The following is a 15,892-nucleotide window of genomic DNA, read 5'->3' as shown; positions in this document are numbered from 1 at the left end:
CGGACTCGATTGCATAATCGATGCCCTGCAGCAGCTGGTCAAGCGGAGGCCGGGTGAACGGCATGCTCTGGACGCTGGCGAAATAGAGCGTCCGGTCGGGCTTGACGAGCAACAGCGCTGGTTCGGAGAATACTGGCGGTTCGGCGCTGCCGGGACGGCCCGACGAGATATAGAGACCCAGTTCGCGAGCGAGACTTTCGCCGAGGCCATAGCCGATCATCAGTCGATCAATGCCCCATTCTTCCGCCGATTTCTGGGCCCGATGCTGGTCATCCATGCTGATCGCGACAACCCTGATGCTGCGCTTGGCGAAATCTCCCAGACGGCGCTGCAGGTCGTGCAGCTGCATCTTGCAGATCGGACAATGCGCACCGCGGTAAAATAGCAGCAGGGTAAAATTGTCGCCGAGCCGCTGGCTCAGCTGAAACTTGCCACCATCGGTCATCGGCAGGGTGAAATCAGGGACGGCTTTGGCGGGCAGAAGTCTGGACATGGGGGCGGATTCCTTTTTGGTCGGATCACCCCCTATTCAAGCCCAGCGACCGTCTCGTTACAATGAAGAATTACTTTTTCCGGGCTTTGCCCATATTGCCCCGGACATTGGCGGGACGACCGGTCTTGCCCTTGCGATGCGGTTTGCCCTTGCCAGCGCGATGCGGAGCGGGGCGGGATGGCATATGATTGGCGCCTTCGGCCAGTTCGAACAACAGGCTGCCGGTGGCGGCATTGGCCTCGACCAGACGCAATTCGATTTTCTGGCCGATATTATAGGTGGTACCGCTGTCCATGCCGGTCAGCTGCTGTTTCGACTCGTCATAGTCGAACCGTTCGGCTCCCAGGGTGCGCACCGGGACCAGACCATCGCCGCCCAGTTCCTCGACGGTGGCAAAGAAGCCGAAATTCTGGACACCGGTGATCCGGCATTTGACGACCTCGCCGACCCGGTTTGCCAGATGGGCCGAAATATAGCGGTCGATGGTTTCCCATTCCGCCTTCATCGCGCGGCGCTCGAGCTTGGAGATTTTTTCCGAGATCAGTTCGAGGCGGCCCGCTTCTTCTTTGCTCAGTCCCGAATATTCCGGAATATTGCTATTTGCTGGCGCCGGCTGTTCGAGCTTGCAGGCGCTGACCAGGGCGCGGTGGACGACCAGATCGGCATAGCGCCGGATCGGGCTGGTGAAATGGGCGTAGCTGCCGAGCGACAGGCCGAAATGGCCCATATTGGTATGGCCATAATAAGCCTGGGTCTGGCTGCGCAATATCTGTTCCATGACCAGCGGCAGCAGCAATTCGTCGTCGACCTGCTCGATCAGACGGTTGAACACGGCGGGCTTGATCACCTGACCCATGGCAAAGGCCATGTCGAAGGTCTTGAGATAGTCTTTCAGTGCGATCAGTTTTTCGCGGGACGGTGTTTCGTGGATGCGATAGATGACCGGAGATTTTTTCGATTCCAGCATCCGCGCGGCTGCAACATTGGCGACGATCATATAATCCTCGACCACCCGATGCGCGTCGAGCCGTTCGCGGATCGCAATCTCGACAATCTTGCCCTGATCGTCGAGCACCACCCGCTTTTCGGGCAGATCAAGATTGAGCGGCTCGCGTTCGTCGCGCGCCTTGGCAAGCAGCTTCCAGCAGGCCCACAAAGGTTCGAGCGCGCTGCTCTTCAGTGGATGATCCAGTTTCCCGTCCATCGCCGCCTGGGCGTCTTCATAGGCAATATTGCCGGCCAGTTTGACAATCGCCCGGGTGAAGCGCGAGGCAATGACCTGCCCCTTTGCATCGATCGTGACGTGACAGACCAGAGCTGCCCGATCGACGCCCTGCTTTAGCGAGCAGACATCGGTGGACAAGGCTTCCGGCAACATCGGCACAACCCGGTCAGGGAAATAGACGCTATTGCCGCGCTTATAGGCTTCCCGGTCGAGCTTGCTGCCCGAACGGACATAAAAGGAGACATCGGCGATCGCGATCAGCGCCTTGAAACCGCCCTTATTATCCGGACTGTCATCCGGCGCGGCCCAGATTGCATCATCATGGTCGCGGGCGTCAGCCGGGTCGATGGCGACAATCGGAAGATGGCGCAAATCTTCGCGTTCTTCTTTGGAAATCTTGAGCTTGGTCGCCTGTTCGGCTTCTTCCGTGACCGCATCGGGAAAATGCAGCGGGATTTCAAATTTGTGAATGGCGATCAGGCTGAAAGATTTGGCGGCGAACGGATCGCCCAATATTTCCTTAACCCGCGCCTTGACCTCGGCGCCGCGTTTGAGCGGTTCGGCCAGCACCAGATTGCCCGGCTTTGCCTCGCCCAATTCTATAATCGGCGTGCTGCGACGGATCTTGCGATCGACCGGTTTCAGCCAGTAACGGTCGCGTTCGTCTTTCTCGACGATACCCAGCAGCATTTCGTTGCTCTGGGCCAGTTTCTTCATCAGATAGGCGATATGGCCCTGCCCGCGTTCTTCGGTGCGCGCGAGAATGCGATCACCGATTGCCAGTGCGGCCCGTCGCCCTTTTTCCTTGATCCTGATCTTTGGAGCGGGCGCGTTTTCGTCTTCCCAGCGTTCGGGAATGCCAATGGCCTCATTGCCGTCAATCTCGACAATCTTGAGCACGGTTACCTTCGGCAGGCCGCCCACCTTATGCAAGGCCCGCCCCAATTCGCCAGCGAGCAACCCTTCTTTGGTCATGTCCTTGAGCAAAGCCTTGAGCGCGATCTTGTCCGGCCCCCGCAATCCAAAGGCTTTTGATATCTCCCGCCTTCCTGCAGGCCGCTCCGATTGCTCGACAAAATCCAGTATCTGCTGGCGAGAGGGAACCTGTTTCGGTTTGGGAGATTTTTTGGGACCTGCCATTAATAAGCTTTACCTATGATTATGCGTTCGACCGCTGGCTTGCCGGAAAAAATGCACTGGCCGTCCGCCGGCGCAGCATCCACCGGAACATTGCGGATGGTCAGCTTCAGTTTTTTGAGCCGCTCTTCAATGGCTTCCAGATCTTCTCCAGTCGCCTTGCACCATTGCACTTCCAGCCATCCCGGATATTTCTTATTCTCTTTGTAGAAACGCTCGACGTCCGACCAATGCTCGATACCGCGCGTGATATTGGACCGGAGGCGCTCGCTGGCTTCGGCGTGCAACCTGGTCTGGATATCCGCCAGCAAAGCCGGGATTTCGGGTATGAATTCGGCCTTGGCGAGAAATTTCGTGTCCAGTTTTCCACTGTCCTGATAGAGCGCGTCCCGACGGAGCATCGCGACCTTGTCCTCGGCCATGTCCCGCGGACCGATTTCGAGAATGATCGGCGCGCCTTTCTTGACCCACGACCAGCGCTTGGTCTGGGTTTTGGCGCCGCTGACATCGACTTTCACCCGAACCGCTTCGTCAAAAGCCCTCAGTCCGGCGATTTCCTTCGCCAGAGCCTTGCAATAATCCAGCACCTGTTCATCTTCCGGCTTGTCGCGCAGCATCGGCACGATCACCACCTGATAGGGTGCAATCAGCGGCGGCACGCGCATGCCATCATCATCGCCGTGGGTCATGATGACGCCGCCGATCAGACGGGTCGAAGTGCCCCAACTGGTGGTATAGGCGAACTGGAATTCGCCATCCTTGTCCTGAAAGCGGATATTCTGTGCCTTGCTGAAGGTCTGACCGAGAAAGTGGCTGGTTCCCGCTTGCAGAGCCTTGCCGTCCTGCATCATCGCTTCGATCGAATAGGTCGCATCGGCACCAGGAAAACGTTCATTCTCCGGCTTCTCTCCGGCGACAACCGGCATTGCCAGCACGTTTTCCGAAAACTCGCGGTACATCTCCAGGATTTTCAGCGTTTCTTCCATCGCCTCGGCTTTGGATGCATGGGCAGTGTGCCCTTCCTGCCAGAGAAATTCACTGGTCCGCAGGAACATTCTGGTGCGCATTTCCCAGCGCACGACATTCGCCCACTGGTTGATCATCACCGGAAGATCGCGCCAGCTTTGCACCCAGCGGGCAAAGGCGGTGCCGATCACGGTTTCTGATGTTGGCCGAACCACAAGCGGTTCTTCCAATTTTGCATCGGGATCAACAACCAGTCCGCCATCTTCGCCCTTCATCAGCCGATGATGGGTGACAACCGCCATTTCCTTGGCAAAGCCCTCGACATGCTCGGCTTCCTTGGCGAAATAGCTGAGTGGAATGAATAGCGGAAAATAGCAATTTTCATGGCCGGTCGCCTTGATCCGCTGGTCCATTAGATATTGCACCCGTTCCCAGATGCCATAGCCCCAGGGACGCATGATCATGCAACCGCGCACGCCGGATTCTTCGGCGAGGTCGGCTTCCGCGACTACTTGTTGATACCAAGCCGCAAAATCTTGTTCGCGGCTGATCGAAAGAGCATTTTTCTTCACTTGGTTTTCCTGCGGATGATAGTGTTCCGGTAATTCATGTTCCGGTGATCAGCTATCGAGTTTGTCAATCTTGGACTGGATATCGGCCAGCTGCTTTTTCAACGCCATGATCTCGGCGTCTTTTTCCGACTGGGTCTCTTCCGGTGCATCGTCGGGTTCGGCGCTGTCATTCTGGCCGAGGCTCAATGCCTTTTCGAACACGCCTGCCAGCGGGCTGGCCTTCAGGGCGTTTTCGACCGCTTCCTGAAACTGCTTCTGGTTCTTGACCGCCATCTGGCCCAACGGATTTTTGTTGAGCGCGCCTTCAACCGCTTCCTGAAACTGTTTCTGGTTCTTGCGGAAATTGTCCATCGACGCTTCCAGATAGGAAGGCATCAACGACTGCATGCTGTTGCCATACATCGAGATCAGCTGGCGTAGGAATTTGACCGGCAGCATCTGCTTGCCGCTGCTTTCCTCGTCGACGATGATCTGGGTCAGCACATTGTGGGTTATATCTTCACCGGTCTTGGCATCGACGACGACAAAATCCTGATCATTGCGGGTCATCTCGGCGAGAAAGTCGAGCGTGATATAGCTGGACGTCTGGGTATTGTAGAGACGGCGATTGGCGTATTTTTTTATAGTGATCGGATCGCCCGGTTTATTATGCTTGGTCTTGGCCATATCAGCTCCCGATGGGTTAGAATCTTATCGTTGCTCTAGACGTTCTAACCGTCAAATATTTACATATTGCACCAGCACTAAACCTATTTGTGCATCGCCGCAACTTCTCTTGTTATGCAGCATTTTTGCGCAGCATTTTCATCTTGTGCAACTGCGTTGCCGGGGCCGATTCTTTGCGACGCTATGTCCACTCTCGCGCCAGTCGATTGCCGAGGCCGGTGATCAGCTCATATTGCGAAAGGCCCGATTGCGCTGATGCAACTTCCAGATCATATTCGCATTCCACCCAGGCCCCTTCTTCAAGATAGGGGGCTGCCGCAAGATCGATGGCGATCAGGTCCATCGAGACGCGGCCCAGCACGGGAAGCACGATGCCCCCATGCATGAATATGCCGCTGTTCGAAAATCCCCGCAAATATCCGTCGGCATAGCCCATCGCCAATATACCAATCTTGTGGGACTCATCTGCAATATATTGTGCGTTATAGCCGAGCTTGTCACCCGCACGAAGCGAGCGAACCTGGATAATTTCCGCCTGCGGGATCGCCACCTGGCTGATGACCTCTTCCAAAGCAGGGCGTTGAATACCGCCATAAAGCGACAAGCCCGGGCGCGTCAGATCGAAATGATATTCACTGCCCAGCGCTATGCCCGCGCTATTGGCCAGGCTTGTCCGCTTGCCCGGCACAATTTCGAGCCCGGCTTTAAACTGTTCGAGTTGTGCTGCGTTCTGCGGAACATCTTCATCGGCGGAGGCAAGATGGCTCATGACGATATCAACCGGCATTTTGGCGGAAGCAATGGCGTCGAGATCTTCCACATTGATGCCGAGCCGGTTCATCCCGCTGTTGATCATGATGTCGCAAGTCTTGCCGGAAGATTTCCAGCGCTGCACTTGCTCCAGACTGTTGAGCACAGGTTTTGCCGGAGACCGAAGAGCAAAGGGCATGTCTGCTTCGCGCACGCCGTTGAGCACGGACACTTGGGCTGTACCGGCAGTCAGGTCTTCAATTTCCTGCGCTTCCTGCCAATTGGCGACGAAAAAATCCGTGCAGCCTGCTGCCATCAGCCTTTGCACGACATCGCGTACGCCAAGACCATAAGCATTGGCTTTGACCGCAGCCCCCGCCTTGGCTTTCCCCGACAGCCGGTCGAGAGCACGCCAGTTTGCCACCAGCGCGTCAGAATCGAGCTTTATCGTCGCAGTCGGCGGTATAATCGGTTTTGCGTCACTCATCGACCGAGCGATAGTGCCTTTATCGGTCTTCGTCGAGAGCCGCTTCAGGGTCATCGGGAATGCCCCACCAACCGACGACCAGCGCGATGAAAACAAATATCCACGTATACCAGAGACCTGAATAGGCATCGCCGGTTCTGGCGATAATATATCCCGCGATCAGCGGCAGGAAGCCGCCGAAATATCCTGCTCCGATATGATAGGGTATCGACATCGAACTATAGCGAATCTTGGCCGGAAACATCTCTGCCAGCAACGCGGCGACAGAACCATAATTCATCGCTGAGAGCAGTCCGAGGAAAAGCAATATCGCGACCACCCCGATCATCGTCAAGACCGTCGGATATTGTTCGGAAAAATCATAGCCTGCCGTTGTCAGCAGCGCCTGAAGCTGTTCGCGCCGTTCCAGCCCCGGGTTCTCCCAACCATAGTTGGCAATCGACAAATCTTTTGCACCAGCGGTCAGAGCCAGAACCGGTGCATCCGTCAGATCATAGGCAATGCCACTTGCCGTCAGATCCTCGATCAGCCGCCCACATTGCGTTGTTTGCTGATCCGCGAACGGGTCATATATGCAATCGGGACCGGAGACCAAGACCGGTGCCGCTTCCTGTGCCTGGGACAGCGCTGGATTGGCCAGATTGCCCAGCATCCAGAATGCCGGAAACAGGGTGATCAGGATGACGATATTGCCCCAGATAATCGGCTTTTTCCGGCCGACCCGATCTGACCATTTTCCGACTATGAGATAGAAGCCCATCGACAGGAAACCGGCGACACCAATCAATATCTCAGCGGTCGTATCATCAACCCTCATCGGCCCTTTCAGAAAGGAAAGGCTGGAGAAGAAGGCGGTGTACCAAATCGTCGTCAGGCCGGCGGTAATACCAAACATCGCGACAAAAATGCGCTTCGGGTTGCCGGGATAGGTCAGGCTCTCGACAAACGGGTTTTTGGCAGTGGTCCCTGCCGCTTTCATGGCCTGGAATACCGGGCTTTCGGAAAGCTTCAGCCGCATCCAGAGCGAGATTGCCAGCAATATCAGCGACAAGAGAAACGGCACTCTCCAGCCCCAGGCGGCAAACTCCTCGGCGGGAATCAGATAGCGGCAGGACAGGACCACCGCGATGCTGAGGACAAAGCCGCCGACCACGCTGGCCTGAATGAAACTGGTATAATAGCCGCGTTTTTCCGGGGGTGAATGTTCGGAAACATAGATCGCTGCGCCGCCATATTCCCCGCCCAGAGCTAGCCCCTGCAAAATCCGGAAGGAAATGACGATTATTGGAGCGGCTATGCCAATGGATTCAGCCGATGGTATCAAGCCGATACCGGCGGTGGCGATGCCCATCAGCGTGACCGTCACAAGGAACGTATATTTTCGGCCCAGCCTGTCACCCAGATAGCCGAACAGGATCGCGCCCAATGGCCGGAAGCCGAAGCCGACAGCCAATCCGGCCCAAACCAAAAGCGTTTGCAGGGTGGTGTTCTCGGACGGGAAAAAGGCGATGCCGACAAAACCGGCAAGCGTGGCGTAGATGAAAAAATCATACCATTCGAAAATGGTGCCAGCGGATGATGCCGCGATGACCAGACGGATTTCTTTCACCGTCGGCTCACGTTGTCCGGCGATAGCGGCTTCACTGGCCATACTTTGCCCTCCCCAAGGCTATTTTTATTATTCCAGCTCGAGTATCACGGCATCGACAGCAAGACTATCTCCCTGCGCGGCTTCGACCGATTTCACCACGCCATTTTTCTCGGCACGGAGAATATTTTCCATTTTCATCGCTTCGACAACGGCCAAAGGCTGGCCTTCGATGACAGTGTCGCCGACCTCGACGTGCAGGGCGACCAACAGGCCAGGCATCGGGCAAAGCAGATATTTCGACAGATCGGGTGGAATCTTCTCGATCATATGCACGGCATGCTGCGCGACATGGGCCGGCAGGATGCGCGCCTTGTGGGTCGCGCCATGGCTGTTGAGCGCGAAGCCGCTGGCGGTCTTGGCGATTTTCACCGACAGCGGTTTTCCAGCCACTTCAGCGAGGATCAGGCTGTCGCCCGGCGTATATTCCATCGACAGATCGACATCCTGGCCATCAACGATGATTTCTTCTTCGGAAATCGAGACGTCCATGACCTTGTCGCCGATCTTGACCTGCCATGCAGACGGCGGGTCGAGCCGCTTGCCGAGCTGGTTGTCGACGCGGCGGGCGCGGTCGGCATGGGCAGTCGCGGCAAAGGCGCCAATGGCGGCGAGATTGCGGAGCAGTTCGTCGGATGCGGGTGCGCCCTGGAAGCCGTCGGGATATTCCTCGGCAATGAAGTTTGTCGTGATATTACCGCCACGGAACCGCTCATGCTGCATCAGCGCCGAGAGGAAATCGATATTATGGCCGGGACCGACCAGTTCAAAACGGTTGAGCGCATCGATCTGACGGTCAATCGCCTCGAGGCGGGTGTCTCCATAGGTGATCAGCTTGGCGATCATCGGATCGTAGAAGATCGAGACCTCGCCGCCTTCGGCAACACCATCGTCAACACGAATGCCGTCTTCCGCTTCCGGCGGGCGATATTTGACCAGACGACCGGTCGACGGCAGGAAGCCACGATAGGGATCTTCGGCATAGACGCGGCTTTCGATCGCCCAGCCGGTCAGCGTGACCTCGTCCTGGGTCAGCGGCAGTTTCTCGCCATAAGCGACGCGGATCATCTGTTCGACCAGATCGAGACCGGTGATATATTCGGTGACCGGATGCTCGACCTGCAGACGCGTGTTCATTTCGAGGAAATAGAAGCTCTTGTCGGCGCCGACGATCAGCTCGACCGTACCGGCGCTATAATAGCCGACGGCCTGCGATAGTGCGACCGCCTGCTCGCCCATTTTCTTGCGCATTTCGGGATCGACGAAAGGCGATGGCGCTTCCTCTACGACCTTCTGGTGGCGCCGCTGGATCGAACATTCGCGTTCGCCCAGATAAATCACATTGCCATGCTTGTCGCCGAGTACCTGGATTTCGATATGGCGCGGCTGTTCGATGAATTTCTCGATAAACACGCGGTCATCGCCAAAGCTGGCCAGGCCTTCGCGCTTGGTCGCTTCAAAGCCTTCGCGGACGTCTTTCTCGTTCCACGCCAGCCGCATGCCCTTGCCGCCGCCTCCGGCGCTGGCCTTCATCATCACCGGATAGCCGATTTCGCCAGCGATTTTCACCGCATGTTCGGTATCGTCAATCTCGCCAATATGGCCGGGGACAACGCTGACCCCTGCCTTCTCGGCCAGTTTCTTCGACTCGATCTTGTCGCCCATCGCTGCGATCGCGTTGATTGGCGGGCCGATAAAGGCGATGTCATTGTCAGCCAGTTGCTGGGCAAAACTGGTCCGCTCGGACAGAAAACCGTAGCCCGGATGCACCGCTTCCGCGCCGGTTTCCTTGCAGGCTGCGATAATCTTGTCGGCAACCAGATAGGATTCCCCGGCAGGCGACGGGCCGATATGCACAGCTTCATCCGCCATTTTGACATGCGGCGAGCGCGCGTCTGCGTCAGAATAGACGGCGACCGTCTTGATCCCCATTTTCTGGGCGGTGCGGATAACCCGGCAGGCGATTTCGCCGCGGTTGGCGATCAGGATTTTTTTGAACATTATAACTCCAGAAAGTCGTCACCCTGAACTCGTTTCAGGGTCCATCGTGCCACAAGCACAGACGGTGAGTGTTGATAGGTGGATGCTGAATCAAGTTCAGCATGACGAAAAAATAATTTCACTCAGCGGCCTCCAAAGCACAATCTCGCTGCTCTGCTTCCATCGGAACCAGGCCCAGTTTTGCGAACAATGTCTCATCCGCATCATCGCCGGCATTGCCGGTGGTCAGCAATTTGTCGCCGGTGAATATGCTGTTGGCACCAGCGAGGAAACACAAAGCCTGCGTGCTTTCGCTCATGCTTTCGCGGCCTGCGGACAGGCGGACCATCGATGCCGGCATGGTGATTCTGGCCACCGCGATCGTCCGGACAAATTCGATATCGTCGATCTTCGCCAGTGGTGTATCGGCCAGCATATCGCCAAGCACCGTGCCCTTGACCGGGACCAGCGCATTCACCGGAACGCTCTCCGGATGCCGCGGCAAGGTCGCCAGCGCATGGACAAAGCCAACCCGGTCTGCGCGGGTCTCGCCCATGCCGACGATCCCGCCGGAACAGACGTTGATGCCGCTATTGCGGACATTCTCCAGCGTTTCGAGCCGGTCGCCGAAGGTCCTTGTGGTGATCACCTTCTCATAATGTTCGGGCGAGGTGTCGATATTATGGTTGTAATAATCGAGGCCGGCCTCGGACAGCATTTCGGACTGTTCCTTGGTCAGCATGCCGAGAGTCATGCAGGTTTCCATGCCCATCTGCCGGACGCCCTGCACCATCTCGATAATCGCCGGCATGTCGCGATCCTTGGGATTGCGCCAGGCCGCACCCATGCAGAAGCGCGAGGAACCGCGATCTTTCGCCTGCGCCGCCGTCTGCAGCACCGTGCGGACATCGAGCAGCTTTTCCGCCTTGAGACCGGATTTTGCGCCAGCGGACTGGTTGCAATAGCCGCAATCTTCCGGGCAGCCGCCGGTCTTGATCGACAGCAGGGTCGAGAGCTGCACCTGACCCGGTGTGTGATGTTCGCGGTGGACAGTGGCGGCCTGAAAGACGAGATCGTCGAACGGCAGGTCGAACAGAGCCGCTATTTCCTCGCGGGTCCAGTCGTTGCGCACTTCGTGTCCCTGCGAAGGCAGGGACCCATCTCGGACCTGCTCGTCCGGACGCGATGGCGGGAGATGGGCACCTGCCTGCGCAGGTGCACTACTTGTTTCCTCTAGACTCATTCCGCAGCTTCCTCTTCCGGAGGCATATTATGCCCCAGCAGTCTCAAAATATCGGCAGCACATTCCACAATATTGCTGCCCGGTCCATAGATTCCGACGACCCCGCTCTTGCGCAGAAATTCATAATCCTTGGCCGGGATAACCCCGCCGGCGAAAATCTTGATATCACCGCGTCCGGACTCTTTCAGCAGGTTGATCAGTTCGGGGATCAAAGTCTTGTGGCCGGCCGCAAGACTGGACGCACCAACCGCATCGACATTTTCCGCCAAAGCCAGATCGCGGGTTTCGCCGGGCGTCTGGAACAAGGGGCCCGAAATCACGTCAAAGCCCATGTCGGTAAAGGCGCTCGACACTACATTGGCACCGCGATCATGGCCATCCTGGCCCATTTTGGCGACCAGAATTTTCGGCTTGCGGCCCAGGCGCTGCGACACGGCGTCAACGCCTTCGACGACCATCGCATAGCGGGCATCACCTTCATAGGCCGCGCCATAGATTCCTTTGACCGGCGTCGGGCGTGTTTCGTAGCGGCCGAAAACTGCTTCCATCGCATCGGATATTTCACCGAGCGAAGCCCGCTTGCGCGCGGCATCAACCGCCAGCGCCAACACATTGCCATCGGATCTTGCACCTGCGGTCAGCGCCTTGAGCGCTGCCTGACAGGCCGCTTCGTCGCGTTCCGCCCGCATTTTTTCGAGCCGGGCAATCTGGCCCTGCCGGACCTTGGCATTGTCGATATCGAGCGTTTCCATCGGGTCTTCAGCTTCGCGGCGATATTTGTTGACGCCGACGATCACCGCGTCGCCTTTATCCACCGCTGCCTGGCGGCCCGCAGCCGCTTCCTCGATCATCGCCTTGGGCCAGCCATCGGCAACCGCCTTGGCCATGCCGCCTTCGGCATCGACCTTTTCGATAATCTCCCAGGCTTTCTCGACCAGTTCATCGGTCAGCGCCTCGACATAATAGCTGCCGCCGAGCGGATCGACGACCTTGGTAATGCCCGCCTCTTCCTGCAACACGATCTGGGTGTTGCGGGCAATGCGGGCAGAAAAATCGGTCGGCAGGGCGATCGCTTCATCGAGCGCATTGGTGTGCAGCGACTGGGTCCCGCCCAGGGTCGCGGCCATCGCCTCGATCGTGGTGCGGATCACATTATTGTAAGGATCCTGCTCGGTCAGCGAGACACCCGAAGTCTGGCAATGGGTCCGCAGCATTTTGGAACGCTCTTCATTCGCTCCCAGTTCGTCCATCACCCGGTACCATAATGTCCGCGCAGCGCGGAGTTTGGCGATCTCCATGAAAAAGTTCATACCAATTCCGAAGAAGAAGCTCAAACGTCCTGCAAATGCATCAATATCCAGGCCGGTTGCCATGGCCTGTTTGGCATATTCGCGGCCATCGGCAATGGTGAAGGCCAATTCCTGCACCGCCGTCGCGCCGGCCTCGTGCATATGATAGCCCGAAATCGAAATGCTGTTGAACTTCGGCATATGTTCGGACGTGTAACCGATAATGTCGGAAATGATCCGCATGCTGGGCGCGGGCGGATAAATATAGGTGTTGCGGACCATGAACTCTTTGAGAATATCATTCTGGATCGTGCCGGAGAGCTTCTCCTGTGAAACCCCCTGCTCTTCTGCCGCGATGATATAGAAAGCGAGACACGGAATGACCGCGCCGTTCATTGTCATCGACACCGACATTTCGTCGAGCGGAATCTGGTCGAACAGGATCTTCATATCCTCGACGCTGTCGATCGCCACGCCGGCCTTGCCGACATCGCCGACGACACGCGGATGGTCGCTGTCATAACCACGATGGGTGGCGAGATCGAAAGCGACTGACAGCCCCTTTTGCCCCGCCGCCAGATTGCGACGATAAAAGGCGTTGGACTCCTCGGCGGTCGAGAAACCGGCATATTGGCGGATCGTCCAGGGCCGTCCGGCATACATGCTCGCCTTGACGCCACGGGTGAACGGACCAAAGCCGGGCAATCCCGGATCAATCCCTTTTCCGCTGGCGTCTTCCGCTGTATACAGCGGCTTGACGGCAATGCCTTCCGGGGTTTGCCAGGTCAGGTCGCGGCCTTTGACTTCCTTGTCAGCCAGTTCCTGCCAGTCCTTGATCGTCGGTTTATCGGTCATATCTGCCCTGTTTATAAATATTCGAACATATTAGCCGTTAGTGGTGAGCCTGTCGAACCACGCCGCTCGGACGAGAGGCGCCGTTCGACAATCTCAAGGCTAACGGTCTTTATTCACCTTTGAATTCGGACTTGCGCTTTTGCAGGAACGACAGCGCGCCTTCACGCGCATCCTTGCTGTCGCCGGCGATCCGCTGGCCTTCGGCTTCGCGAACCAGCGCCGAAGCATAATCGCTTTCGAGCGCTGCTGCCAGATTCTGGCGCATCACGCCCAGAGCGACGGTAGGGCCACTCGCCAGGCGTTTTGCCAGCATGGCTGCTTCGTCCATAAGCGCAGCATCTTCGACGCATTTGTAGATCAGGCCCCAGTCGGCGGCTTTTTCACCCGGAATTTTTTCTCCGAGCAACATCATTTCCGTTGCGCGGGCCTTGCCGACGAGACGGGTCAGCATCCATGAAGCGCCGCCATCCGGCACAAGGCCGATATTGACGAAGGCCTGCAGGAAATAGGCTGATTTCCCGGCAATGGCGAAGTCGCTTGCCAGTGCTATGGAACAGCCGACGCCCGCTGCCGGACCGTTGACCGCCGTGATAGTCGGAATATTCAGCTTGGCCAGCTTCAGCATCAACGGGTTATAATGCTGGTTGAGCGCGGCATAGCTGCCCTGCCCGCCGGACAAGGCGCTATCATTTTTCGCCTGCAAATCGGCACCGGCACAAAAGGCGCGGCCTTCACCGGTAATCACCAGTGCGCGTGCGTCATCCAGCTTGTCGAGCGCGATGAATATATCATCCGCCATGCCAAGCGAGCAGGCGTTGAGCCGCTCCGGCTTGTTGAGCTTGATCGTTGCCACCTGATCGGTGATGTCCAGCTTGATGTTCTCGAATTGCATGTGCGGTCCTTTTAAATGGCTCGTCATCCTGAACTTGTTTCAGGATCTCTAGGGGTCCTGAAACAAGTTCAGGATGACGAGTGTAAGTTTAATGCCCTTTGGGCGTTTCCATGATCTCGGTTAGCATCCCGCCCATATCCTTGGGATGCACAAAAAAGATAAGCGTGCCATGTGCACCGATGCGGGGTTCACCAAGCACTCGCTTGCCCATCGCTTCAAATTCGGCCTTGGCGGCATGAATGTCCGGCACTTCAAAGCAGACATGATGTTGGCCGCCAAGCGGGTTCTTGGTGAGAAAGCCGAATATAGGGCTGTCTTCGCCGAGTGGCTCGATCAATTCGATCTGGGTGCCGTTGGTTGGCCCCTCTGCAGGTGTGTCGACGAAACAGACCTTCACGCCCTGCGCCGGCAGATCAAAGGGTTCGCCAATCGATGTCGCGCCCATGACATCGCGCCAATGGGCGATACTGTCGGTAATCGATGGCGTCACAACGCCAATATGATTGAAGCGACCTAGTTTCATTGTGTTTCTCCGTGCGACATGAATTTATGGACCAGAGGCGCTATGCCGGCTCCGACAACCACGCCCAATATGCCCGACAAGAGCGCAAAGGCAATCCCGCCGACCATCAGCTTTGCCGAGGCGGGGAACAGTCCGACCAGGGGATGCGAAATCACGTCGATCAGATGCTCGGGGCCATGCCAACCGACCGCTGCGATATTGTGCACCAGCAATCCGCCGCCGACCCAGGCCATCGCCAGCGTACCGATTACCGAGATACTTACCAGCAATTTCGGCATGAACAGGATAAGCCCGCGACCGAAAGACGCCACGATGCCTTCATGCTCTCTCGCCAGATGCAGGCCGATATCGTCCATCTTCACGATCAATGCGACCGCGCCGTAAACGGCGATGGTAATCACAATGCCGATCAGCGCCAATATGATCGCCTGTTGCCACCAGACCTGATCGGTCAGTTCCGACAGGGCGATGGCCATTATTTCGCCCGACAATATCAGGTCGGTGCGGATCGCGCCGGAAACCATTTCGTCTTCGCGACCCGGTCCTTCGATGATGGCTGGCTGGTCATGTTTCGTGGACTCGTCAACATGACACCATTCCAGCACTTTTTCGGCGGCTTCGTAACAGAGGAAAAAACCGCCAAAAATAAGGATGATCGGTATCAAAAATGTTGCAAATTGCCCTAAAAGGACCGCTGCCGGTAGCAAAAAGACCAGTTTATTCCTGAACGATCCCTTGGTGATTTTCCAGATCATCGGCAATTCGCGCGAGGGATCAAAGCCGGTCACATAGGTCGGCGTTACCGCCGCGTCGTCAATCACCACGCCGGCGGATTTGGTCCCGGCACGCGATGCGGCGACACCGATATCATCAACCGATGCGGCGGCAACTTTCGCAATAGCTGCGACATCGTCGAGAAGGGCTACCAGACCTGTTGGCATCAGGCGGCACCGTCATTGCGAGGAGCGAATGCGACGACGCAATCCAGAGCGGCGCGTGTAGCACTGGATTGCGTCGCTGCGCTCGCAATGACGGAGAGGCGCTCAGCCATGCGCAATATCTCCATACAAGTCCCGCCACTGCGGATTGAATGCTTCAATCAAAGCCAATTTCTTCTTCCTTGATCCCGCCTTGATCTGTTTCTCTCGCAATATCGCGGCTTCCAT

At 57.0% G+C, this 15,892-nt stretch carries 12 protein-coding genes; all 12 read right to left on the bottom strand.

Annotation, left to right across the window (positions count from 1 at the left end):
* Positions 1–493 (bottom strand): peroxiredoxin-like family protein (locus V7665_RS11255; protein ID WP_335664634.1); only part of this gene is annotated, 493 nt, incomplete at its 3' end.
* Positions 494–563: 70 nt separating this feature from the next.
* Positions 564–2,858, bottom strand: a complete 2,295-nt coding sequence (gene rnr, locus V7665_RS11250) for a ribonuclease R (RefSeq protein ID WP_335664633.1) — start codon at positions 2,856–2,858, stop codon at positions 564–566.
* Positions 2,858–4,393 carry a proline--tRNA ligase gene (gene proS / locus V7665_RS11245; RefSeq protein ID WP_335664632.1) on the bottom strand — a complete coding sequence of 512 codons (1,536 nt, stop codon included), beginning with the start codon at positions 4,391–4,393 and terminating at the stop codon, positions 2,858–2,860. Before proS ends, rnr begins: the two co-directional genes overlap by 1 nt.
* A gap of 48 nt (positions 4,394–4,441) precedes the next feature.
* Positions 4,442–5,059 carry a polyhydroxyalkanoate synthesis repressor PhaR gene (phaR, locus tag V7665_RS11240; protein ID WP_335664631.1) on the bottom strand — a complete coding sequence of 206 codons (618 nt, stop codon included), beginning with the start codon at positions 5,057–5,059 and terminating at the stop codon, positions 4,442–4,444.
* Positions 5,060–5,240: 181 nt separating this feature from the next.
* Complete coding sequence (alr, locus tag V7665_RS11235) at positions 5,241–6,296, bottom strand: alanine racemase (protein ID WP_335664630.1); 1,056 nt, start codon at positions 6,294–6,296, stop codon at positions 5,241–5,243.
* Positions 6,297–6,315: 19 nt separating this feature from the next.
* Positions 6,316–7,947 carry an MFS transporter gene (locus V7665_RS11230; RefSeq protein WP_335664629.1) on the bottom strand — a complete coding sequence of 544 codons (1,632 nt, stop codon included), beginning with the start codon at positions 7,945–7,947 and terminating at the stop codon, positions 6,316–6,318.
* 27 nt (positions 7,948–7,974) lie between these two features.
* On the bottom strand, positions 7,975–9,945 hold the full coding sequence (locus V7665_RS11225) for an acetyl/propionyl/methylcrotonyl-CoA carboxylase subunit alpha (protein WP_335664628.1): 1,971 nt from the start codon (positions 9,943–9,945) through the stop codon (positions 7,975–7,977).
* A gap of 118 nt (positions 9,946–10,063) precedes the next feature.
* Positions 10,064–11,056, bottom strand: a complete 993-nt coding sequence (gene bioB / locus V7665_RS11220) for a biotin synthase BioB (RefSeq protein ID WP_335664635.1) — start codon at positions 11,054–11,056, stop codon at positions 10,064–10,066.
* A 107-nt stretch (positions 11,057–11,163) separates the two neighbouring features.
* A complete protein-coding gene (gene scpA, locus V7665_RS11215) occupies positions 11,164–13,311 on the bottom strand; it encodes a methylmalonyl-CoA mutase (RefSeq protein ID WP_335664627.1) in 2,148 nt (715 codons plus the stop codon).
* A gap of 109 nt (positions 13,312–13,420) precedes the next feature.
* Positions 13,421–14,203: an enoyl-CoA hydratase-related protein gene (locus tag V7665_RS11210; protein WP_335664626.1), complete on the bottom strand. Its 783-nt coding sequence runs from the start codon at positions 14,201–14,203 to the stop codon at positions 13,421–13,423.
* A gap of 88 nt (positions 14,204–14,291) precedes the next feature.
* Positions 14,292–14,726, bottom strand: a complete 435-nt coding sequence (gene mce, locus V7665_RS11205) for a methylmalonyl-CoA epimerase (protein WP_335664625.1) — start codon at positions 14,724–14,726, stop codon at positions 14,292–14,294.
* The gene (locus V7665_RS11200) at positions 14,723–15,667 is read right to left on the bottom strand and encodes a DUF808 domain-containing protein (RefSeq protein ID WP_335664624.1); all 945 of its coding nucleotides are present in this window, start codon (positions 15,665–15,667) and stop codon (positions 14,723–14,725) included. Before V7665_RS11200 ends, mce begins: the two co-directional genes overlap by 4 nt.
* Positions 15,668–15,892: the final 225 nt, after the last annotated feature.

It is taken from the genome of Parasphingorhabdus sp., from assembly GCF_036964675.1.
Taxonomy (GTDB): Bacteria; Pseudomonadota; Alphaproteobacteria; order Sphingomonadales; family Sphingomonadaceae; genus Parasphingorhabdus.
The sequence above is the reverse complement of the archived record's forward strand: the minus strand, read 5'-3'. Positions and strand labels throughout refer to the sequence as shown.